This is a genomic window from Streptomyces sp. NPDC003456 (genome assembly GCF_042878735.1).
GTDB lineage: Bacteria > Actinomycetota > Actinomycetes > Streptomycetales > Streptomycetaceae > Streptomyces.
On the sequence record NZ_JBIAOK010000003.1, the window covers coordinates 1,140,775 to 1,163,511 of the forward strand.

The window sequence follows — 22,737 nt, forward strand, 5'->3', positions numbered from 1 at the left end:
TCCTACAGAGGCGGCAGCGCCGGGAGCGGGCCGCCCTCGACGCGCAGTGCCTCCCCGGTGCGCCGGCCGGAGAGCCAGCCCACGAGGTCGGCCGGGGAGCCCGTGACGGTCACCGCGCCCCCGCCGCCCTCCGCGGCGCGGCCCGTGCTCCACGCGCGCGTGCCGTCCGTGACGCGGGTCGGCGGCACGTCCGGGTGCCCGCTGAAGCGTTCGGTGAGGAACGCGATCTCCCGTTCCGTGAAGTCGGCCGGCAGGTCCTCCAGCTCGTAGCCGATGCCGAGGTCCACGTGGTGCAGCTCGACCTCGACCCACCGCCGGAACGGCACACGGGAGGCGGAGTCCGTGACCCCGTTGCGCAGCTCCACCGTGCGCGACCAGTCCGCGAGGGCGTCCCCGGCGTCCTGGAGGCGGGCCGCGCTGTCGCGCACGTCGGCGAGCTGGACGTCGAGGGCGCGCGGGGCGTCCCGCTCGATGTCCTCTTCCCGGGCCGCGGCGGAGGCGTACATGGGGCGTCCCTCGAAGACGTTCACCAGCGCGTCCGCGTTGCGGGCCAGGTGGGCCAGTACGTGGCCGCGGCTCCAGCCGGGCAGCCGTGACGGCTGCGTCACAGCCGCGTTGTCGAGTGTGCCGACAGCGGTCAGCAGCCGTTCCGTCGCGTCCCGTACAGAGGCCAGGTCATGAGCGTGATCAATCATGGTGCTGACCTTAGCTCCGCCACTCGTTCGGGTGAAGGTGGTGAAGGAGTGCCGTTAATCGAAAGCACGTGCTATATGGTCGGACGTGGCGTCGGGCATGCTGGAGAGCCGGGGATTGTTGACACCCGTGAATCCGTCCGGCGTTGTCAGTGGCTCCCCCTAGTCTGGGAAAGACGGGGGCCTCGCCCCTGTCACTTCTCTCAAGAAAGGTGCGGACCGGCGTGGCCGACCGTCTCATCGTCCGTGGAGCGCGCGAGCACAACCTGAAGAACGTCTCGCTCGACCTCCCGCGCGACTCGCTCATCGTCTTCACGGGCCTGTCGGGGTCGGGCAAGTCCTCGCTGGCCTTCGACACGATCTTCGCCGAGGGGCAGCGGCGCTACGTCGAGTCCCTCTCCTCCTACGCCCGGCAGTTCCTCGGCCAGATGGACAAGCCGGACGTCGACTTCATCGAGGGCCTGTCCCCGGCCGTCTCCATCGACCAGAAGTCGACCTCGCGCAACCCGCGCTCCACGGTGGGCACCATCACCGAGGTCTACGACTACCTGCGGCTGCTCTTCGCCCGCATCGGCAAGCCGCACTGCCCCCAGTGCGGCCGCCCCATCTCCCGCCAGTCGCCCCAGGCCATCGTCGACCGGGTCCTGGAACTGCCCGAGGGCAGCCGCTTCCAGGTGCTGTCCCCGCTGGTGCGCGAGCGCAAGGGCGAGTTCGTCGACCTCTTCGCGGACCTGCAGACCAAGGGCTACTCCCGCGCGCGCGTGGACGGCGAGACGGTGCAGCTGTCCAACCCGCCGACGCTGAAGAAGCAGGAGAAGCACACCATCGAGGTGGTCGTCGACCGCCTCACCGTCAAGGACAGCGCCAAGCGCCGCCTCACCGACTCCGTCGAGACCGCCCTGGGCCTGTCCGGCGGCATGGTCGTGCTCGACTTCGTCGACCTCCCCGAGGACGACCCCGAGCGCGAGCGCATGTTCTCGGAGCACCTGTACTGCCCCTACGACGACCTGTCCTTCGAGGAGCTGGAGCCCCGCTCCTTCTCCTTCAACTCGCCCTTCGGCGCCTGCCCCGAGTGCACCGGCATCGGCACGCGCATGGAGGTCGACCCCGAGCTGATCGTCCCGGACCCGGACAAGAGCCTGGACGAGGGCGCCATCCACCCCTGGTCCCACGGCCACACCAAGGACTACTTCGCCCGCCTCATCGGCGCCCTCGCCGACGCGCTGGGCTTCCGCACGGACATCCCCTTCGGGGGGCTGCCGCAGCGCGCCAAGAAGGCCCTGCTGTACGGCCACAAGACCCAGGTCGAGGTGCGCTACCGCAACCGCTACGGGCGCGAGCGCCGCTACACCACGGCCTTCGAGGGCGCCGTCCCCTTCGTCAAGCGCCGGCACAGCGAGGCCGAGAGCGACTCCAGCCGCGAGCGCTTCGAGGGCTACATGCGCGAGGTGCCCTGCCCCACCTGTGAGGGCACGCGGCTGAAGCCGATCGTCCTCGCGGTGACGATCATGGGCAAGTCCATCGCCGAGGTCTCCGCCATGTCGATCAGCGACTGCGCGGACTTCCTGGGCGAGCTGAAGCTCACCGCCCGCGACAAGAAGATCGCCGAGCGCGTGCTGAAGGAGGTCAACGAGCGGCTGCGCTTCCTGGTCGACGTCGGCCTGGACTACCTCTCCCTCAACCGCGCCGCCGGCACCCTCTCCGGCGGCGAGGCCCAGCGCATCCGCCTGGCCACCCAGATCGGCTCCGGCCTCGTCGGCGTGCTGTACGTCCTCGACGAGCCGTCCATCGGCCTGCACCAGCGCGACAACCACCGGCTGATCGAGACCCTGGTCCGGCTGCGCGACATGGGCAACACGCTCATCGTCGTCGAGCACGACGAGGACACCATCAAGGTCGCCGACTGGGTCGTCGACATCGGCCCCGGCGCCGGCGAGCACGGCGGCAAGGTCGTGCACAGCGGCTCCCTGAAGGAGCTCCTGGCCAACGAAGAGTCGCAGACCGGCCAGTACCTGTCCGGCAAGAAGGCCATCCCGCTGCCCGACATCCGGCGCCCGCTGGACCCGTCCCGGCAGCTCACGGTGCACGGCGCCCGGGAGAACAACCTCCAGGACATCGACGTGTCCTTCCCGCTGGGCGTGTTCACCGCCGTCACCGGCGTGTCCGGCTCGGGCAAGTCGACCCTGGTCAACGACATCCTCTACACGCACCTGGCCCGCGAGCTCAACGGCGCGCGGAGCGTGCCCGGCCGGCACACGCGCGTGGAAGGCGACGACCTCGTCGACAAGGTCGTCCACGTCGACCAGTCGCCCATCGGCCGCACCCCGCGGTCCAACCCGGCGACGTACACCGGCGTCTTCGACCACATCCGCAAGCTGTTCGCCGAGACCACCGAGGCGAAGGTCCGCGGCTACCTGCCCGGCCGCTTCTCCTTCAACGTCAAGGGCGGCCGCTGCGAGAACTGCGCGGGCGACGGCACCATCAAGATCGAGATGAACTTCCTCCCGGACGTCTACGTCCCGTGCGAGGTCTGCCACGGTGCCCGGTACAACCGGGAGACCCTGGAGGTCCACTACAAGGGCAAGTCCATCGCCGAGGTGCTGAACATGCCGATCGAGGAGGCGACCGACTTCTTCGAGGCCGTCCCCGCGATCGCCCGGCACCTCAACACGCTCAAGGACGTCGGCCTCGGCTACGTCCGCCTCGGCCAGGCGGCGACCACCCTGTCCGGCGGTGAGGCGCAGCGCGTGAAGCTCGCGAGCGAACTGCAGAAGCGCTCCACCGGCCGCACGGTCTACGTCCTGGACGAGCCCACCACCGGTCTGCACTTCGAGGACATCAGCAAGCTGCTGAAGGTCCTGTCCGGCCTGGTCGACAAGGGCAACACGGTCATCGTCATCGAGCACAACCTCGACGTGATCAAGACCGCCGACTGGATCGTCGACATGGGCCCCGAGGGCGGCGCCGGCGGCGGACTGGTCGTCGCCGAGGGCACGCCCGAGCAGGTCGCCGCGGTCCCGGCCAGCCACACCGGCAAGTTCCTGCGGGAGATCCTCGGAGCCGACCGGATCAGCGACGCGTCCTCGTCCTCCGTGAAGGCCCCGCGCCGGACGGCCAAGAAGACGGTCCCGTCGCAGTCCCGGACGGCCCGTACCGCCACCTCCTCGGTCGGCGCCGCCAAGAAGCCGGCGGCCAAGACCACGAAGGCCGCGGGCAAGGCCGCCGCCAAGAAGGCGACGCGCTCGACCAAGGGCTGACCCCGGCGTCTGCGGACGCCACTCGCCTGCTGATGACGCGCCGTGTCCCCGGGGAGTACCCGGGGACACGGCGCGTCGTCGTGAGTCGTGCCCTGGGAGCCGGGCCGACTGACGGACCGAGGTCCGTCAGTCCCCGAGCTCCCGGGCGTACGGCGGCTCCGCGCCCGCGCGTGCGCACGTGACCGCCGCAGCGCGGGCCGCGAACCGCAGCAGCTCTGTCCAGCCGTCCTCGCCCAGGCCGGCCACGCCCCGGTCGGTGAGGGCGTCACGGACGGCGAGCCCGTGCAGCAGCGCCGCGTTCACCGTGTCGCCCGCGCCGATCGTGTCGACGACCTCGACCCGCTCGCCCGGCACCGTGTACTCGCCGCCGTCGCGCGTGTACGCGGTCAGACCGGCACCGCCCCGGGTGACGACGACCGCCGCCGGACCGGCCGCCAGCCATTCCCGGGGCGTGCCGCCGAGCCACTCGGCGTCCTCCGCGGACAGCTTCAGCAGCGACACCGACGACAGCCAGCTCTTGAACCGCGCCCGGTAGGCATCCGCGTCCGCGATCAGCCCCGGCCGGATGTTCGGGTCCAGGGCCGTGAACGCCCCCTGCCCGGCGGCCGCGCGCATCAGCTCCTCGTACGCGCTCGCCCCCGGCTCCAGCACGAGCGAGCACGTGCCGAACGAGACGGCCCGCGTCCCGGTCGGCAGCGCGGCGGGCGCCGAGAAGAGGCGGTCCGCGGTCCCCTCGACGTAGAACGTGTACGCGGCGGAACCGTCCTCGCCGAGCGTGGCCACGGCCAGCGTGGTGGGCTCGCCGCCCCGCTGCACCGACGACACGTCCACCCCGGTCGCGCGCAGCCGGTCCAGCAGGGCCTCGCCGAAGGCGTCGTCCGACACCCGGGAGCAGAACGCGGTGGGGGAGCCGAGGCGGCCGAGCGCCACGGCCGTGTTGAACGGGCCGCCGCCGAGCGCCGGCTGCAGCGCCGCGAGGGCGCCGGCGCCCCGCGGTACCAGGTCGATCAGTGCCTCACCGGCGACGACGATCACGACGGGGTCCCTTCTCGGACGGGTTGCTGACGGGGTCGGCGGCCGGGTCCGCGGGCGGCTTCCCGGACGCGTCGGAGCAACCGCACGACGTGCGGTGGACGAAAGTGCAGGGCAGGCGCACGGTCCGGGCGGGCCGGTCCGGCTCGCGCAGACGCTCCAGCAGCACGCGGACGGCCCGGGCGCCGATGTCCCTGCCGGGCTGGGCGACGGCGGTGAGCCGGGGCGAGAACAGGTCCGCCCAGGGGAAGTCGTCGAAGCAGCACAGCGCCATGCCGTCCGGCACCGGGACGCCCTGGGAGCGCAGGGCCCGCAGGGCGCCGATGGTCATGGCGTTATTGCCGGTCACCAGCGCGGTGGGCGGCGCGCCGAGGGAGAGCAGCGCGGCGGTCGCCCGCTCGGCGCCGGCCGACTCGGAGTCTCCGTGCACCAGGAGCCGCCCGTCGTACGGCAGCCCCGCGAAGGCGAGGCCGCTGCGGTAGCCCATGATCCGCTCGCTCGTGGTGCTGAGCCCGGGCAGCCCCGCCACCAGCCCGATCCGCCGGTGGCCGAGCCCGGCGAGATGGGTGACCAGCCGGGACATCGGCTCGGCGTTGTCGGCGCAGACCTGGTCGAAGCGGGGGCCGCCCTCCGTGCCGGGCGCGTCGGCCAGCCGGTCGAGCAGCACGGCCGGAACGCGGTGCCGGGACAGGTACGCCAGCAGCCCGCTCGGGTGCGCCGACGGCGCGACGATCAAGCCGTCCACCCGGCGTTCGTGGAGCAGCCGGACGACCTTGCGCTCGTGCTCCGGGTCGTCGTGGGGATCGGCGATGAGCAGGCTGTGGCCGGCCTCCAGGGCCGCCGCCTCCACGCCCTGGAGGATCTCGGTGAAGTAGGGGTTGCCGATCACCGACACGGCCAGTCCGATGGACCGGGTACGGGCTGTCACCAGAGACCTGGCCAGCGTGTTCGTCGTGTAGCCCAGTTCCTCGACGGCGTCCAGCACCGCCTGGCGGGTGTGCGGCAGCACCGGCCGGGTGCCGTTCAGCACGTGGGAGACGGTCGCCACGGAGACTCCGGCGCTCCGGGCGACGTCGGCCATCGTGGCCATGCCGCTCCCTTCCTCACGACCGAGCGCACCGGGCTCCGCACGACTCACCGGCGCGAAGGGCCGGGAGGGCTCGGCGGGCTCGGCGGGCTCGGAGGCTCAGGCGGGAAGGTATCGCATCCACCAGCGCGCGTAAACGCTTGCGCAAGCGTTTACGCGCAGGCCCCCGGTCATGCGTCCGCCCCCTCGCCCGGGGACGCTGCCCGGTGCCGGTGCCGGTGCCGGTGCCGGTGCCGGTGCCGGTGCCGGTGCCGCCCGCCGCTGCCTACTCCCAGTCCCACCCGATTCCCAGGAACCCGGCCCGCACCCGGGGCTCGACGAGGTGCACCGAGCGGTGGTGCCCGCTGATCGGCAGCTCCTGGCACCCGCTGCGCGGCGCCGCCGCCGAGTGCTGGGCGAACCGGTGGCAGCGTACGGGGAGGGCCGCGGCGTCGAAGGACACCTGGAGCGCGTACTGGCCGCCCGGGGTGTCGAACCCGCGCACGTACTCGCCTGACACGCCCGCCGTCCCGTCCTCGACGCCGTAGCGGAACAGGAACGTGTCCCCGGAGCGCAGCCGGGTGTCGAACAGCAGCTCGGCCGCCAGGACGCCGGTGCCGCCGTGGCGGCGCACGCGCCCCAGACGGCAGTTCTCCAGGGCGTGGACCCGTATGCGCTCCGGCACGGCGCCCCGGTCGCCGTGGTGGACGGCGACGAAGCGGTCGACGCCGTCGCGGTGGGCGCGCACGATGTGGTGCGACTCGCGGCCGGCCAGCTCGCGTCGGGGACCGATCCGCAGCCGCTCGTGGTGGGCGAGGGTGTGCAGGCCCGTGTCCGGCGGGCAGTCCAGCTCGGCGAGCAGCTGGTCGAGCACTCCCGAGGCCTCCACCAGGGAGCGGTGGGACCGGGCGGCGGACCGCTGCCCGGCCGGACCGTCGCCCGGCTCGGCCAGGAGCCGGATCAGCGACTCCTCGGGCAGCTGCAGGATCTCCTCCAGGGCCCGTACGGCCCGCAGGGACTCGGGGCGCTGCGGGCGGCGTGCGCCCTGCTGCCAGTAACTGAGGCTGGTGACGCCCACCTTCACACCGTGGCGGGACAGGTGGTGCTGCACGCGTTGCAGCGGCAGCCCCCGGGCGGCGATCGCGGCACGCAGGGCGACGTGGAAGGGTCCGCCCCGCAGGACCGAGTCCAGTTCCGTGGGGGCGACGTCGGCGAGCTGTGTGGCGTGCGGCATGCAGGGGCCTCTCTGTGAGTCGGCAACGGCTGGTCAGACCGTTCGCACGGTGCTCCCGGGACGCCCGGCCGGCGTGGGCGACGGTTCTTCACATCCGTACGCCGGCGTTCAGGCCCCGAGTTCCCCCGCATTGAAGCGTGTTGACCTGATCCCGACAACACCTGATGCCGGACAGTGACGTACTCCCGGCCGGGGTGGGCCGGGCATGCGAACGCCCGGGGCGTGCGCCCCGGGCGTTCGTGGTGGACGTGTGTCCGGCGGGCGGTGCCGCCAGGCACCTAGGGCCTGTCGTTCGGATCATGACGCAGACGCGGGGCCTGGCACGCGCATCTGCCGCGTTGTCGTCACTCGCCGATGCTCCGCATCGACTCCCTCCTCCGCCTTGCAGCTGCACGCACCAGACCCCGCTCACCGGCGTTCACCTGTGCTGCCGATGCCCTGCGCCAAGATCCAAACGACAGGCCCTAGGAGGGCTCGCTCCCGGCGCGCTGCTCCAGGGCGAGCCGCTTGGCGCGCACTATGTCGGGGTCGCGGGGGTCCAGCACGTCGCTCAGGGCGAACGGCTCGTCCGCGTACCGGCGGGCACGGGTCGTGCGCCGGTTCTTCTCGATCCGCATCCGCTTCATCCGCGCAGCCCTCCGACCCGTGGCCCGTACCGCCTCCGCGCCGGAAGCGGCCGGTCCGCCTGACAACCTGTGTCTGCACCGACACGCCTCCGCCCGCCCGGACGTCACCGTGCCCCGTGGGAAGCCTGCATTCCCGCTCCCGGGCCCCGGTAATCCCGGGGTGGGACATGCCGTTGGAAACTGCCCGCTCACCGGGTCCCCGGGCACGCCCCGCCGCCCGCCGCGCTGTCGGTCGCCGCCAGTAGGGTGTGAGACATGGCCGACCCCTCCAGCTACCGCCCCAAACCGGGCGAGATCCCCGACACCCCGGGGGTCTACAGGTTCCGTGACGAGCACCGCCGGGTGATCTACGTCGGAAAGGCGAAGAGCCTGCGCCAGCGCCTGGCGAACTACTTCCAGGACCTGGCGGGGCTGCACCCGCGCACCCGCTCCATGGTCACCACGGCGGCGTCCGTGGAGTGGACGGTGGTGTCCACGGAGGTCGAGGCGCTCCAGCTGGAGTACTCGTGGATCAAGGAGTTCGACCCCCGGTTCAACGTCAAGTACCGCGACGACAAGAGCTACCCGTACCTCGCGGTGACGATGAACGAGGAGTACCCGCGTGTGCAGGTGATGCGCGGTCACAAGAAGAAGGGCGTGCGCTATTTCGGGCCGTACGCGCACGCGTGGGCGATCCGCGACACGGTCGACCTGCTGCTGCGTGTCTTCCCCGTGCGCACCTGCTCGGCGGGCGTCTTCAAGAACGCCGCCCGCACCGGCCGCCCCTGCCTCCTCGGGTACATCGGCAAGTGCTCCGCGCCCTGCGTGGACCGCGTCACCGCCGACGAGCACCGCGAACTGGCCGAGGAGTTCTGCGACTTCATGACCGGCCGTACGAGCACGTACATCCGCCGCCTGGAGCGGCAGATGACGGAGGCGGCCGAGGAGATGGAGTACGAGCGCGCGGCCCGGCTGCGGGACGACATCGGGGCCCTGAAGAAGGCCATGGAGAAGAACGCGGTCGTGCTCGCCGACGCCACCGACGCCGACCTGATCGCGGTCGCCGAGGACGAGCTGGAGGCGGCCGTCCAGATCTTCCACGTGCGCGGCGGACGCGTGCGCGGCCAGCGCGGCTGGGTCACCGACAAGGTGGAGGAGATCACCACCGGCGCCCTGGTCGAGCACGCCCTGCAGCAGCTGTACGGCGAGGAGACCGGCGACGCGGTGCCCAAGGAGGTGCTGGTCCCCGCCCTGCCCGACCCGGTCGAGCCGGTGCAGGAGTGGCTGGCCGGGCGGCGCGGCTCGAACGTGTCCCTGCGCATCCCGCAGCGCGGCGACAAGAAGGCCCTGATGGAGACCGTGCAGCGCAACGCCCAGCAGGCGCTGGTGCTGCACAAGACCAAGCGCGCCTCCGACCTGACCACGCGCTCGCGCGCCCTGGAGGAGATCGCCGACGCTCTCGACCTCGACGGCGCCCCGCTGCGCATCGAGTGCTACGACATCTCCCACCTCCAGGGCGACGACGTGGTGGCCTCCATGGTCGTCTTCGAGGACGGGCTCGCCCGCAAGAGCGAGTACCGGCGCTTCCAGATCAAGGGCTTCGCCGGGCAGGACGACGTGCGCTCCATGCACGAGGTGATCACCCGCCGCTTCCGCCGCTACCTGGCGGAGAAGGAGAAGACCGGCGAGTGGACGGACGGAGCGGGTCCGGGAGCGGATGACACGCCGCTCACCGGCACGGACGCCCTCACCGGCACGGACGCCCTCACCGGTACGCAGCCCCCGGCGGGCCCGGACGCCCTCACGCGGACCCCGGACGGCCCCGGCGCCCCCGGGGACGACGCGCCGGACGTCCTCACCGCCTCCGGCGCCCCGGTCGCCTCGGGGGGCCTCACGGAGGAGGACGGCCGCCCCAGGAAGTTCGCCTACCCGCCCCAGCTCGTCGTCGTCGACGGCGGCGCCCCGCAGGTCGCCGCCGCCCGGCGCGCCCTGGACGAGCTGGGCATCGACGACATCGCCGTGTGCGGACTGGCCAAGCGGCTGGAGGAGGTCTGGGTCCCCGGCGACGACGACCCGATCGTCCTGCCCCGCACCAGCGAGGGCCTCTACCTGCTCCAGCGGGTCCGTGACGAGGCCCACCGGTTCGCGATCACCTACCAGCGCGCCAAGCGCTCCAAGCGCTTCCGGTCCAGCCCCCTGGACGACGTCCCCGGCCTCGGCGACACCCGCAAGCAGGCACTCCTGAAGCACTTCGGCTCGTTGAAGAAGCTGCGGGCCGCCACGATCGACCAGATCTGCGAGGTCCCCGGCATAGGCCGCAAGACGGCCGAGACGATCGCCGTCGCCCTGGCCCGCTCGGCCCCGGCCGCACCCGCCGTCAACACGGCGACTGGAGAGATCATGGAAGAGGAACCGGGCACGATGGGTTCCGGTGGGGAGCCCGTGGCAGCGGGCGCCCCGGACGAACGACGGGGGCAGGAGACATGAACGTGAACGAGCACCACGGGCCACACGAACAAGCCGGAGACGGAGCACAGGTGAGTACGGGCAAGCCCAACGACAAGGCCCAGGTCCCCGAGGCGGCCATCCCCGAGCTGGTGATCATCTCCGGCATGTCCGGGGCCGGCCGCTCGACGGCCGCGAAGTGCCTGGAGGACCTCGGCTGGTTCGTCGTCGACAACCTGCCGCCCGCCCTGATCCCCACCATGGTGGAGCTCGGCGCCCGCTCCCAGGGCAACGTGGCCCGCATCGCCGTCGTCGTGGACGTGCGCGGCCGGCGCTTCTTCGACAACCTCCGCGAGTCCCTCGCCGACCTGGAGGCCAAGCACGTCACGCGCCGGATCGTCTTCCTGGAGTCGTCCGACGAGGCCCTGGTGCGCCGCTTCGAGTCGGTGCGCCGCCCGCACCCCCTCCAGGGCGACGGCCGCATCGTCGACGGCATCGCCGCCGAGCGGGAACTGCTGCGCGAGCTGCGCGGCGACGCCGACCTGGTGATCGACACCTCCAGCCTGAACGTGCACGAGCTGCGCGCCAAGATGGACGCCCAGTTCGCCGGCGAGGAGGAGCCGGAGCTGCGGGCCACGGTCATGTCGTTCGGCTACAAGTACGGCCTGCCCGTCGACGCGGACCTCGTCGTCGACTGCCGCTTCCTGCCCAACCCGCACTGGGTCCCCGAGCTGCGCCCCTACACGGGCCTCAACGAGGAGGTCTCGGGCTACGTCTTCAACCAGCCCGGCGCCAAGGAGTTCCTCGACCGCTACACGGAGCTGCTCCAGCTCGTCGCGACCGGATACCGCCGCGAGGGCAAGCGCTACGTGACCATCGCCGTGGGCTGCACGGGCGGCAAGCACCGCTCGGTCGCCATGTCGGAGAAGCTGGCCGCCCGGCTCGCCGCCGAGGGCGTGGAGACGGTGGTCGTACACCGGGACATGGGACGCGAATGACACCACGTACACCGCGGCTGGGCCGGCTGCGCCGGGTGGTGCCCGAAGGCAGCACCGTGCAACGGGGCGGCCGGCCCGCCGAGGCCCGGGGCGGCCGACCGCGCCGCCGCGGCACCCAGCCCAAGGTCGTCGCCCTCGGCGGCGGCATGGGCCTGTCCGCCTCGCTCGCCGCACTGCGCCGGATCACCGGCGACCTCACCGCCGTCGTCACCGTGGCCGACGACGGCGGCTCCAGCGGGCGCCTGCGCGACGAGCTGGGCGTCCTGCCGCCCGGCGACCTGCGCAAGGCGCTGGCCGCGCTGTGCGGGGACGACGACTGGGGCCAGACCTGGGCGCGCGTCATCCAGCACCGCTTCCAGTCCAAGGGCGACCTGCACGAGCACGCGGTCGGCAACCTGCTGATCGTCGCCCTGTGGGAGCAGCTCGGCGACCACGTCCAGGCCCTCGACCTGGTCGGACGCCTGCTCGGCGCGCAGGGCCGGGTGCTGCCGATGTCGGCCGTGCCGCTGGAGCTGCAGGCCCTGGTCAGGGGCCACGACCCGGCGCGCCCCGACGAGGTCGACACGGTCCGCGGCCAGGCCACCGTCGCCCTCACCCCGGGCGAGGTGCAGTCCGTGCACCTGGTGCCCTGCGACCCGCCGGCCGTGCCCGAGGCGGTCGAGGCCGTGCTGGACGCCGACTGGGTGGTGCTCGGCCCCGGCTCCTGGTTCTCCTCGGTCATCCCGCACCTTCTGGTGCCCGAGCTGCTGGACGCGCTCTCGCAGACCAAGGCGCGCCGGGTACTCTCGCTGAACCTCGCCCCGCAGCCCGGAGAAACCGAGGGCTTCTCCCCGCAGCGTCATTTGGAGGTTTTGGGACGACACGCCCCTAAACTCGCCCTGGACGTGGTGCTGGCCGACGAGGCCGCCGTGCCCGACCGTGACTCCCTGACCGACGCCGCCAAGCGCTTCGGGGCCGCGGTCGAGCTGGCGCCGGTGGCCAGGCCCGACGGAACCCCGAGGCACGACCCGGAGCTGTTGGCCGCCGCGTACGACCGTATTTTTCGGATGCATGGAAGGATCGGCCCATGGCGATGACGGCAGCGGTGAAGGACGAGATCTCCCGGCTCCCCGTCACCCGGACCTGCTGCAGAAAGGCGGAGGTCTCCGCCATCCTGCGGTTCGCCGGCGGCCTCCACCTGGTGAGCGGCCGCATCGTGATCGAGGCGGAGCTGGACACCGCGATGGCGGCCCGCCGCCTCAAGCGGGACATCCTGGAGATCTTCGGCCACAGCTCCGAACTGATCGTGATGGCCCCGGGCGGTCTGCGCCGGGGCTCGCGGTACGTGGTGCGCGTGGTCGCGGGCGGTGACCAGCTCGCCCGCCAGACCGGCCTGGTCGACGGGCGGGGCCGCCCGATCCGCGGCCTGCCCCCGCAGGTGGTCTCGGGGGCCACCTGCGACGCCGAGGCGGCCTGGCGCGGCGCGTTCCTCGCGCACGGCTCGCTCACCGAGCCCGGCCGCTCCTCCTCCCTGGAGGTGACGTGCCCGGGCCCCGAGGCGGCGCTCGCCCTGGTCGGCGCGGCCCGCCGGCTGTCGATCGCGGCGAAGGCCCGCGAGGTGCGAGGCGTGGACCGGGTCGTCGTCCGTGACGGTGACGCGATCGGCGCCCTGCTGACCCGCCTCGGCGCCCACGAGTCGGTGCTGGCCTGGGAGGAGCGCCGGATGCGCCGCGAGGTGCGCGCCACGGCCAACCGGCTCGCCAACTTCGACGACGCCAACCTGCGCCGCTCGGCCCGCGCGGCCGTCGCCGCCGGTGCCCGCGTGCAGCGCGCGCTGGAGATCCTCGGCGAGGACGTGCCCGAGCACCTCGCCGCGGCCGGCCGGCTGCGCATGGAGCACAAGCAGGCCTCCCTGGAGGAGCTCGGTGCGCTGGCCGACCCGCCGCTGACCAAGGACGCGGTCGCCGGCCGGATCCGCCGCCTGCTGGCCATGGCCGACAAGCGCGCCTCCGACCTCGGCGTCCCGGGCACCGAGGCCAACCTCAGCGACGAGCTGGCCGACAACCTCGTCGGCTGATCTCACGGTCCGTCATCACACCGGTGCCGACGCCCACTTGGGTGGTCGGCACCGGTGTTCCGCGTGTCCGAGGCCCCCTTGACTCGATCATGGTCTGTCATGAGCCTGGCATCTGTTCGCTGCTGTGGCGGACCCACGCTAGGGGGGTTCATGAGACGAAGAGCGAGATCGATCCTCGCTGTCGGCGCGCTCCTGTTCGGCGGAGCGAGCATCGCACCCATCGCCCAGGCACAACCGGGGAGTCCGGCCCCGTCCGACCCGGACGAGGTCAAGGTCTTCCGCGCCGACGTCACGCAGAAGCAGCTACCCCTGCTGCTGGCGGCCGGCCAGGACGGGCACGAACTCAGCGAGCGGGTGCCCGAGAAGGGCACCGCCACCGTTGAGGTGTACCTGACGGACACACAGGCCCGGAAGCTGGAGAAGCAGGGCGTCGGCCTCACCGAGCACGACCTCTCGGCCCGGGCCGAGAAGCGCGTCGAGGCCGCCGCCGAGGGCGTGTTCCGCCCCTGGAGCGGCAAGGGCGGGCTCCGCGAGGAACTGCTGCGGACCGCTCAGGAGAACCCGGACCTCACCAAGGTCGTCTCCATCGGCAAGACGGTCAAGGGCCAGGACATCCTGGCGCTGAAGCTCACCAAGGGCGCGAAGAGGACCGAGGACGGCTCCAAGCCGGCCGTCCTCTACATGTCCAACCAGCACGCCCGCGAGTGGATCACGCCGGAGATGACCCGGCGCCTGATGCACCACTACCTGGACAACTACAAGAAGGACCGGCGGATCAAGAAGGCCGTCGACTCCACCGAGCTGTGGTTCCTGCTGTCGGCCAACCCCGACGGCTACGACTTCACCTTCGCCGACCCCGCCAACCGCCAGTGGCGCAAGAACCTGCGGGACGTCAACGGCGACGGCGCCATCACCACCGGCGACGGCGTCGACCTGAACCGCAACTTCGCCTACAAGTGGGGCTACGACGACGAGGGCTCGTCCCCGAACCCCACCAGCCAGACCTACCGGGGCCCCGGGCCGAACTCCGAACCGGAGACCAAGGCCCTGGACGCCTTCCAGAAGCGCGTCGGCTTCACGTACGGCATCAACTACCACTCCGCCGCCGAACTGTTGCTCTACGGAGTCGGCTGGCAGGTCGCCACGCACACCCCGGACGACGTCCTGTACGAGGCGCTCGCCGGCACGCCCGGCAACTCCGCGATCCCCGGCTACCACCCGCAGCTCTCCTCGGAGCTGTACACCACCAACGGCGAGGCCGACGGCCACGCGGCGAACGTCAACGGCCTGGCGATGTTCACGCCCGAGATGTCGACCTGCCAGAGCGCCTCGGACCTCGACCCGAACGACGAGTGGAAGGCATCCGACTGCCAGTCGGTCTTCACCTTCCCGGACGACGAGAAGCTGATCCAGCAGGAGTTCGCCAAGAACGTCCCGTTCGCGCTCTCCGTCGCCGAGTCCGCCGCGCGCCCCGACCGCCCGGCCTCGTCGGTCGGACTGAAGCCGGCCGACTTCACCCCGGCCGCGTTCGGCACGTCCTACTCCCGCGGCGCCGACCAGGAAGTGTCCGTCGTCGTCCGCAAGGCGGTGCGCGACAAGGAGCTCAAGTACCGCGTCAACGGCGGCCGGACCCTCGACATGGCGCTGCGGCCCTGGAAGGGCGGCGAGACCTACGGCGGCGAGGACAACCTCTACTTCGACGAGTACCGCGCCAAGGTCAAGGACGGCGAGCCGGGCGACGAGGTCGAGGTCTGGTTCACCGGCGAGACCAGGAACGGCAGGAAGGTCTCCAGCGAGCACTTCACCTACACCGTCGCGGAACGGCCCCGGGCGAGCACCCTCGTCGTCGCCGAGGAGGGCGCGACCGCCACGCAGGCGCAGAAGTACGTCGACGCGCTCAAGGCCAACGGCCGCAAGGCGGTCGTCTGGGACGTCACCCGGCAGGGCGCGCCCGACGCGCTCGGCGTGCTCAGCCACTTCGACACCGTCGTCCACTACACCGGCGCCGGCACCCCCGGGGTGGCCACCCAGCTTCAGCTGCGGGCCTTCCTCAACGAGGGCGGCCGGCTGATCGAGGCGGGCGAGCAGGCCGGCGGCAGCGTGGACCTCGGCGGCGCCCTGTCGAACGACTTCAGCCAGTACTACCTCGGTGCCTACACCCGCACCTCCACCCCTGGGGCCACCGGCTTCACCGGCTCCGGCGAGCTGGCCGGCGTCACCGGCGCGCTGGGCGCGGCCCCCGGCAACCCGCTCGACAAGGCGGGCACCTACAGCGTCACCTCCGACGAGCTGCCGGTCGCGCAGTACCCGCAGTTCGCCGGCAAGGGCGCCGGGCAGTTCGCCGGCACCGTCAATCCGTACGGCCCCTACGAGGGCACCGGCATGGCCGCCGCCGTCCACACCGACGACGCCTACAAGCGCCTCAGCCGCACCGTCGACCTCAGCGGCACCACCGCGGCGGAGCAGCCCACCCTGCGCACCCGCCTGCTGTGGGACACCGAGGCCGGCTACGACCACGTCGTCGTCGAGGCGCACACCACCGGCGCCGACGACTGGACGACCCTGCCCGAGAAGGGCGGCGCGACCCGCGGCACCGTGCCGACCGAGTGCGAGGGCGGGTTCTTCATCGCCGAGCACCCGTGGCTGAAGCACTACCTGACCCAGGGCACCGACGGCTGCACCGCGACCGGCACCACCGGCGCCTGGAACAGCCTGACCGGCTCCTCCGGCGGCTGGCAGCAGGTGGAGTTCGACCTGAGCGCCTACGCGGGCAAGTCGGTCGAGCTGTCCATCAGCTACGTCACCGACCCGGGCACCGGCGGGCGCGGTGTGCTCGCCGACAACGCCTCGCTCGTCGTCGGCGGCGCGGCGAAGGACACCGAGGGCTTCGAGACCTCCCTCGGGTCCTGGAAGGTCGCCGGACCTCCCGCGGGCAGCCCGGCCGTCCTCAAGGACTGGGCACGCACCGGCGCCCTGTTCCAGACGTACGGCGCGGTCACCACCGACGACACCGTGCTGCTGGGCTTCGGCCTGGAGCACGTCGCCTCGCCGGCCGACCGGGCGGCGCTGATGAGGAAGGCGCTGGCCTCCCTGGACGTGTGACACCCCGGTCGACGGGGACCCGCACCGTACGGCGGGATCGGCTGATCCCCCTCCGGCGGTGGGCGGTCCGTACCCCTACTGGCGGGTACGGACCGCCCTGCCGTGTATGAGGCATCTGGATGTCACCACCCGGGCTCCAGGGAGGTAGGGTCGTAGGCGGTCGGGGACATCCCAAACAGAGCTCGCCGGCACCTCATGGCCGGCGTACCAACGAGGAGATCGGTTCGTGACGATCCGCGTAGGCATCAACGGCTTCGGCCGCATCGGTCGTAACTACTTCCGCGCGCTGCTGGAGCAGGGTGCAGACATCGAGATCGTGGCTGTCAACGACCTGGGTGACACCGCGACCACCGCTCACCTGCTGAAGTACGACACCATCCTCGGCCGCCTCAAGCAGGAGGTCACGCACACCGAGGACACCATCACCGTCGGCGGCAAGACCATCAAGGTCCTCGCCGAGCGCAACCCCGCGGACATCCCGTGGGGCGAGCTGGGCGTCGACATCGTCATCGAGTCGACCGGCATCTTCACCAAGAAGGCGGACGCCGAGAAGCACATCGCCGGCGGCGCCAAGAAGGTCCTCATCTCGGCTCCGGCCAAGGACGAGGACGTCACGATCGTGATGGGCGTCAACCAGGACACGTACGACCCGGCGAACCACCACGTCATCTCCAACGCCTCCTGCACCACCAACTGTGTGGCGCCGATGGCCAAGGTCCTCGACGAGAACTTCGGCATCGTCAAGGGCCTGATGACGACGGTGCACGCGTACACCAACGACCAGCGCATCCTGGACTTCCCGCACAAGGACCTGCGCCGCGCGCGGGCCGCCGCGGAGAACATCATCCCGACCACCACGGGTGCCGCCAAGGCCACCGCGCTGGTCCTGCCGCAGCTCAAGGGCAAGCTGGACGGCATGGCCATGCGCGTCCCGGTCCCGACCGGCTCGGTCACCGACCTGGTGCTGGAGCTCGGGCGCGAGGTCACCAAGGAAGAGGTCAACGCCGCCTTCCAGAAGGCCGCCGAGGGCGAGCTGAAGGGCATCCTCGAGTACACCGAGGACCCGATCGTCTCGTCCGACATCGTCAACGCCCCGGCGTCCTGCACCTTCGACTCCTCCCTGACCATGGTCCAGGAGGGCAAGAACGTGAAGGTCATCGGCTGGTACGACAACGAGTGGGGCTACTCCAACCGTCTCGTCGACCTCACGGTCTTCGTCGGTAACCAGCTCTGATCGAATAGACCGGGCACCACGGTGTGAGAGCAGGGCTCGGGCAGCGCGCGGTCGCGTTGCCCGAGCCCTGACGCACGTACAGATCAGAGCTGTTCGATCACGAGCGCTTGCGAGCGCTCACGAGCTGTTTCAGGAGTCCCCTGCATGAAGACGATCGACGAACTCCTCTCCGAGGGAGTGGCAGGCAAGCGGGTGTTCGTCCGCGCCGACCTGAACGTCCCCCTGGACGGCACGACCATCACCGACGACGGCCGCATCCGCGCGGTGCTGCCGACGGTCCAGGCCCTCGCCGAGGCGGGCGCCCGCGTGGTCGTCGCCTCGCACCTGGGCCGCCCCAAGGGCGCCCCGGACCCGGCGTTCTCGCTGGCCCCGGCCGCCGCACGGCTCGGTGAACTGCTCGGCGCCGACGTGGCCTTCGCGACCGACACGGTCGGCGAGTCCGCCCAGGGCGTCGTCGCCGGCCTGGCCGACGGGCAGGTCGCCGTCGTGGAGAACCTGCGGTTCAACGCCGGCGAGACCAGCAAGGACGACGCCGAGCGCGGCGCCTTCGCGGACCGGCTGGCCGCCCTCGCCGACGTCTACGTCGGTGACGGCTTCGGCGCGGTGCACCGCAAGCACGCCTCGGTCTTCGACCTCCCCGCGCGCCTGCCGCACTACGCCGGACACCTGATCGCCACCGAGGTCGGCGTCCTGAAGAAGCTCACCGAGGACGTCGAGCGGCCCTACGCCGTCATCCTGGGCGGCGCCAAGGTCTCCGACAAGCTCGCCGTCATCGACCAGCTGCTCGGCAAGGCCGACCGCCTGCTCATCGGCGGCGGCATGGTCTTCACCTTCCTGAAGGCCAAGGGCCACGAGATCGGCACGTCCCTGGTCCAGGAGGACCAGCTCCCGGCCGTCCGGGAGTACATCGAGCGCGCCGAGAAGAACGGCGTCGAGCTGGTCCTGCCCGTGGACGTCGTGGTCGCGCCGGAGTTCCCGGACCTCAAGACCAAGGCCCCGGCCAAGCCCAGCACGGTCGCCGCGGACGCCATGCCGGAGGGACAGATGGGCCTGGACATCGGCCCCGAGTCCCGCACGCTGTACGCCTCGAAGATCGCCGACGCCGCCACCGTCTTCTGGAACGGCCCCATGGGCGTCTTCGAGCACCCCGATTTCGCCGAGGGCACCAAGGCGGTCGCCCAGGCCCTCCTCGACTCCCAGGCCTTCACGGTGGTCGGCGGTGGCGACTCCGCCGCCGCGGTCCGCATCCTGGGCTTCGACGAGAACGCATTCGGCCACATCTCGACCGGTGGCGGCGCCTCCCTCGAATACCTCGAGGGCAAGACGCTCCCCGGCCTCGCCGCACTGGAGGACTGACCCCTTATGAGCACGCGCACGCCGCTGATGGCGGGCAACTGGAAGATGAACCTCAACCACCTCGAGGCCATCGCGCACGTCCAGAAGCTCGCCTTCGCCCTGGCCGACAAGGACTACGAGGCCGTCGAGGTCGCCGTCCTGCCGCCCTTCACCGACCTGCGCTCCGTGCAGACCCTGGTCGACGGCGACAAGCTGAGGATCAAGTACGGCGCCCAGGACATCTCGGCCCACGACGGCGGTGCCTACACCGGCGAGATCTCCGGCCCCATGCTGGCCAAACTGAAGTGCACCTACGTGGCCATCGGCCACAGCGAGCGCCGCCAGTACCACGACGAGACCGACGAGCTGGTGAACGCCAAGGTCAAGGCCGCCTACAAGCACGGCATCACCCCGATCCTGTGCGTCGGCGAGGAGCTGGAGGTCCGCGAGGCGGGCAACCACGTCTCCCACACCCTCGCCCAGGTCGAGGGCGGTCTGAAGGACCTCCCCGCCGAGCAGGCCGAGACCGTCGTGATCGCCTACGAGCCCGTCTGGGCCATCGGCACCGGCAAGGTCTGCGGCGCCGAGGACGCCCAGGAGGTCTGCGCGGCCATCCGCGCCAAGATCGCCGAGCTGTACTCCCAGGAACTGGCCGACAAGGTCCGCATCCAGTACGGCGGCTCCGTGAAGTCCGGCAACGTCGCCGAGATCATGGCCCAGGCCGACATCGACGGCGCCCTGGTGGGCGGTGCCTCACTGGACGCCGACGAGTTCGTCAAGATCGTCCGCTTCCGCGACCAGTGAGTATGCGCTAACGGCGATTCGTCGTACCCTTGCGGGGTCCAGCGCTGCGCTGGACCCCGCGTCGTCCATCCGCATTCCGAGGAAGTTGGTCCAGCCGTGGTTTTGGGGTTCTCGATCGCCCTGATCGTCTTCAGCCTGCTGCTGATGCTGCTGGTGCTGATGCACAAGGGGAAGGGCGGCGGCCTCTCCGACATGTTCGGTGGCGGCATGCAGTCCTCCGTCGGTGGCTCCTCGGTCGCCGAACGCAACCTCGACCGGATCACCGTCGTGATCGGTCTGCTGTGGTTCGCGTGCATTGTCGTGCTCGGCATCCTGATGAAGGTGAACAACTGACCGAGCGGCACTCCGCACGGACTCGTACGTAAGGCCCCATGTCGGGTACGCGCAGCTGAGCGCGGCCTATCATGGGGCTTGCGTCTAGGGGTGAGGGTTGTAACTCCAATCACTGGACGCGCGTTGGGCCTTACGTAGACTGAGGCGCTCGCAGCGAAGCGGAACGCCGAATCGCTTCGCGGCACCATCACGCAGGGAGTTACGACCGTGGCAAGTGGCAACGCGATCCGGGGAAGCCGGGTCGGGGCGGGGCCGATGGGCGAGGCCGAGCGCGGCGAGTCCGCGCCGCGGCTGCGCGTCTCCTTCTGGTGCTCCAACGGACACGAGACCCAGCCGAGCTTCGCCAGCGACGCGCAGGTGCCGGACACCTGGGACTGTCCCCGCTGCGGCTTTCCAGCCGGCCAGGACCGGGACAACCCCCCGGCCCCGCCGCGCACCGAGCCCTACAAGACGCACCTGGCGTACGTCCGGGAGCGGCGCAGCGACGCGGACGGTGAGGCGATCCTCGCCGAGGCGCTCGCCAAACTGCGGGGCGAGATCTAGAAGTCGACACCGGCCGGGCACCCACAGGTGCCCGGCCGGAACTGCTCGAGGCCCTCGGCCGAAGCTGTCCGCTGCTCTCGGCTCGACCGCCTGACGCCCTCGGCCGGTTGTCAGTGCCACCCCCTACGGTGTGCGCATCGGATGAACCGGAGGGGGAGCGGTGGCCGTGGTGGAGGAGGGGCAGACCCGTGCGCCCGCCTGGCGCGGGGGCTTCGGGCGGCTGTGGAGCGCGGCGGTGCTCTCCAGCTTCGGGGACGCCCTGCGCACGGCCGCGCTGCCGCTGCTGGCCGTCACCCTGACCGACGAGCCGCTGCTCGTCGCCTCCGTCACGGCCTGCGGCTACCTGCCCTGGATCGTCTTCGGCCTGCTCGGCGGGGCCGTCGCGGACCGGGTGGACCAGCGGCGCGCCATGTGGACGGTCGACGCCGTGCGCGCACTGCTGACCGGCGCCTTCGCGGTGGCCGTCGCCCTCGGCCACGCCTCGATCGGCCTGCTCCTCGCCCTGGCCTTTGCGCTCACCACCCTCCAGACCCTCTTCGACAACGCCGCCACGGCGCTGCTGCCCGACCTGGTCGACCGGGAGGTGCTGGGCGCCGCCAACGCCCGGCTGATGACCGGCCAGCGCGTCGCCGGAGGCCTGCTCGGCGGACCTGCGGTGCCGCTGCTGCTCGTGGCCGGGGCGGCGGTGCCGTTCGCGGTCGACGCCCTCACCTACCTGGTGGCCGCGACCCTGATCGCCTCCCTGCCCGGGGCCCGGCCCGACCGGGCGCCCGGACCCGCCGGCAGCACCCTGCGCCGGGAGATCGCCGAGGGCCTGCGCACCCTGTGGCGGGACGGCCCGCTGCGCGGACTGTGCGCCGCGACCGCCCTGTGCAACATCGGCATGGGCGGCCTGCTCGCCCTGCTCGTGGTCGTCGTCACCGACTGGCTGCGGGCGGGACCCGGGGGCTACGCGGCGGCCGGCACCGCCTTCACCGTGGGCAGCCTGGCCGGGGGAGTGCTGACCGGCCGGATCGTGACGCGGCTGGGCCGCCTGCGCTCGGTGCTGCTCGCCGGGGTGGTGCAGACGGCCGCCCTGGTCGTCATGGGCACCGTGCGCAGCCTGGCCGCCCTCGTGGGTGCGCTGGCGGTCTTCGGGTTCATGGGCATGGTGTGGAACGTCAGCACCACCACCCTGATGCAGGAGCGCGCTCCCGCCGGGATGCTCGGCCGGGTCAGCTCGGCCTTCCGGACCCTCGCCACGGCCGGAGTGCCCCTGGGCGCCCTGCTGGCCGGTGCCGTCGCCACCGCCTGGGGGCCCGGCACCCCGCCCCTGCTGACGGCCGGCTTCTTCGTCCTGTCCGTCCTCGCACTGATACCGGCGCTGCGCACGGACGTATCTGTCGTCGAGGCGGACGACCGTACGGCGACTGACGTCACGCGCTGATCAACTAGGTTGGGACCGCGGGGCAAGGTACGCAGGACAGGAAAGAAGGCTGAAGACCGGGATGAACGCAGACGGCCGTACCAGGCTCGACCAGACGCCCGAGTGGACCGCACTCGCCCAGCACCGCGAGAAGCTCGACGGCGTCGGGCTGCGCGAGCTGTTCGCCGCCGACTCCGGCCGCGGCAGCACCTACACCCTGCGGGTCGGGGACCTGCACATCGACTACTCCAAGCATCTGATCACCGATGAGACGCTGGCTCTGTTGCGGGATCTGGCTGTCGCGACGGACGTGTTCGGGTTGCGGGACGCGATGTTCCGCGGTGAGCGGATCAACACCACCGAGAACCGGGCGGTGCTGCACACCGCGCTGCGCGCCCCTGGGGACGCGGTGATCGAGGTCGACGGCGAGAACGTGGTGCCCGATGTGCACGCCGTGCTGGACAAGATGGCCGGCTTCGCCGAGCGGGTGCGCTCACGGCAGTGGACCGGGCACACCGGCCGGCCGATCCGCAACGTGGTCAACATCGGTATCGGCGGCTCCGATCTGGGCCCGGCGATGGCCTACGAGGCGCTGC

17 protein-coding genes and 1 pseudogene are annotated in these 22,737 nt (G+C 71.7%); 13 read left to right on the forward strand and 5 right to left on the reverse strand.

The window, feature by feature from the left end; translation table 11 throughout:
- Positions 1–2: 2 nt before the first annotated feature.
- A complete protein-coding gene (locus tag ACFYWG_RS16050) occupies positions 3–695 on the reverse strand; it encodes a maleylpyruvate isomerase family mycothiol-dependent enzyme (protein ID WP_383503457.1) in 693 nt (230 codons plus the stop codon).
- Positions 696–916: 221 nt separating this feature from the next.
- On the opposite strand from ACFYWG_RS16050, the gene uvrA reads away from it, so the two are divergent.
- Positions 917–3,949 carry an excinuclease ABC subunit UvrA gene (uvrA, locus tag ACFYWG_RS16055; RefSeq protein WP_389201763.1) on the forward strand — a complete coding sequence of 1,011 codons (3,033 nt, stop codon included), beginning with the start codon at positions 917–919 and terminating at the stop codon, positions 3,947–3,949.
- Between the two features lie 126 nt (positions 3,950–4,075).
- Here uvrA and ACFYWG_RS16060 read toward each other — a convergent pair whose 3' ends face one another.
- The 4 genes from ACFYWG_RS16060 to ACFYWG_RS16075 form a co-directional block, all read right to left on the reverse strand.
- A complete protein-coding gene (locus ACFYWG_RS16060) occupies positions 4,076–4,984 on the reverse strand; it encodes a carbohydrate kinase (protein ID WP_389201765.1) in 909 nt (302 codons plus the stop codon).
- Positions 4,965–6,071, reverse strand: a complete 1,107-nt coding sequence (locus tag ACFYWG_RS16065; RefSeq protein WP_389201767.1) for a LacI family DNA-binding transcriptional regulator — start codon at positions 6,069–6,071, stop codon at positions 4,965–4,967. Before ACFYWG_RS16065 ends, ACFYWG_RS16060 begins: the two co-directional genes overlap by 20 nt.
- Positions 6,072–6,333: 262 nt before the next feature.
- Complete coding sequence (locus ACFYWG_RS16070) at positions 6,334–7,281, reverse strand: hypothetical protein (protein WP_389201769.1); 948 nt, start codon at positions 7,279–7,281, stop codon at positions 6,334–6,336.
- Between the two features lie 464 nt (positions 7,282–7,745).
- Positions 7,746–7,907: a hypothetical protein gene (locus tag ACFYWG_RS16075; RefSeq protein WP_376331903.1), complete on the reverse strand. Its 162-nt coding sequence runs from the start codon at positions 7,905–7,907 to the stop codon at positions 7,746–7,748.
- A gap of 255 nt (positions 7,908–8,162) precedes the next feature.
- On the opposite strand from ACFYWG_RS16075, the gene uvrC reads away from it, so the two are divergent.
- The 12 genes and pseudogenes from uvrC to ACFYWG_RS16135 all read left to right on the forward strand — a co-directional run.
- Positions 8,163–10,373, forward strand: coding sequence for an excinuclease ABC subunit UvrC (gene uvrC / locus ACFYWG_RS16080; RefSeq protein ID WP_389201771.1), 2,211 nt, complete (start codon positions 8,163–8,165; stop codon positions 10,371–10,373).
- Positions 10,370–11,329 carry an RNase adapter RapZ gene (rapZ, locus tag ACFYWG_RS16085; protein WP_376331900.1) on the forward strand — a complete coding sequence of 320 codons (960 nt, stop codon included), beginning with the start codon at positions 10,370–10,372 and terminating at the stop codon, positions 11,327–11,329. The genes uvrC and rapZ overlap by 4 nt, the downstream gene beginning before the upstream one ends.
- On the forward strand, positions 11,326–12,405 hold the full coding sequence (yvcK, locus tag ACFYWG_RS16090) for a uridine diphosphate-N-acetylglucosamine-binding protein YvcK (RefSeq protein ID WP_376331898.1): 1,080 nt from the start codon (positions 11,326–11,328) through the stop codon (positions 12,403–12,405). Before rapZ ends, yvcK begins: the two co-directional genes overlap by 4 nt.
- Positions 12,396–13,385 (forward strand): DNA-binding protein WhiA, encoded by a 990-nt coding sequence (whiA, locus tag ACFYWG_RS16095; RefSeq protein WP_376331896.1) that lies wholly within the window; start codon positions 12,396–12,398, stop codon positions 13,383–13,385. The genes yvcK and whiA overlap by 10 nt, the downstream gene beginning before the upstream one ends.
- A gap of 150 nt (positions 13,386–13,535) precedes the next feature.
- Positions 13,536–16,487 (forward strand): M14 family zinc carboxypeptidase, encoded by a 2,952-nt coding sequence (locus tag ACFYWG_RS16100; RefSeq protein ID WP_389201775.1) that lies wholly within the window; start codon positions 13,536–13,538, stop codon positions 16,485–16,487.
- Positions 16,488–16,713: 226 nt separating this feature from the next.
- Positions 16,714–17,721: a type I glyceraldehyde-3-phosphate dehydrogenase gene (gene gap / locus ACFYWG_RS16105; protein ID WP_309094746.1), complete on the forward strand. Its 1,008-nt coding sequence runs from the start codon at positions 16,714–16,716 to the stop codon at positions 17,719–17,721.
- 144 nt (positions 17,722–17,865) lie between these two features.
- A complete protein-coding gene (locus tag ACFYWG_RS16110) occupies positions 17,866–19,077 on the forward strand; it encodes a phosphoglycerate kinase (RefSeq protein ID WP_383510460.1) in 1,212 nt (403 codons plus the stop codon).
- 6 nt (positions 19,078–19,083) lie between these two features.
- Positions 19,084–19,860: a triose-phosphate isomerase gene (gene tpiA, locus ACFYWG_RS16115; RefSeq protein WP_376331891.1), complete on the forward strand. Its 777-nt coding sequence runs from the start codon at positions 19,084–19,086 to the stop codon at positions 19,858–19,860.
- Positions 19,861–19,956: 96 nt separating this feature from the next.
- The gene (secG, locus tag ACFYWG_RS16120; protein WP_094052663.1) at positions 19,957–20,193 is read left to right on the forward strand and encodes a preprotein translocase subunit SecG; all 237 of its coding nucleotides are present in this window, start codon (positions 19,957–19,959) and stop codon (positions 20,191–20,193) included.
- A 207-nt stretch (positions 20,194–20,400) separates the two neighbouring features.
- Positions 20,401–20,736 carry an RNA polymerase-binding protein RbpA gene (locus tag ACFYWG_RS16125; protein WP_129797281.1) on the forward strand — a complete coding sequence of 112 codons (336 nt, stop codon included), beginning with the start codon at positions 20,401–20,403 and terminating at the stop codon, positions 20,734–20,736.
- Between the two features lie 160 nt (positions 20,737–20,896).
- On the forward strand, positions 20,897–22,162 hold the full coding sequence (locus ACFYWG_RS16130; RefSeq protein ID WP_389201779.1) for an MFS transporter: 1,266 nt from the start codon (positions 20,897–20,899) through the stop codon (positions 22,160–22,162).
- 61 nt (positions 22,163–22,223) lie between these two features.
- Positions 22,224–22,737: pseudogene (locus ACFYWG_RS16135) on the forward strand (glucose-6-phosphate isomerase); the annotation flags it as partial.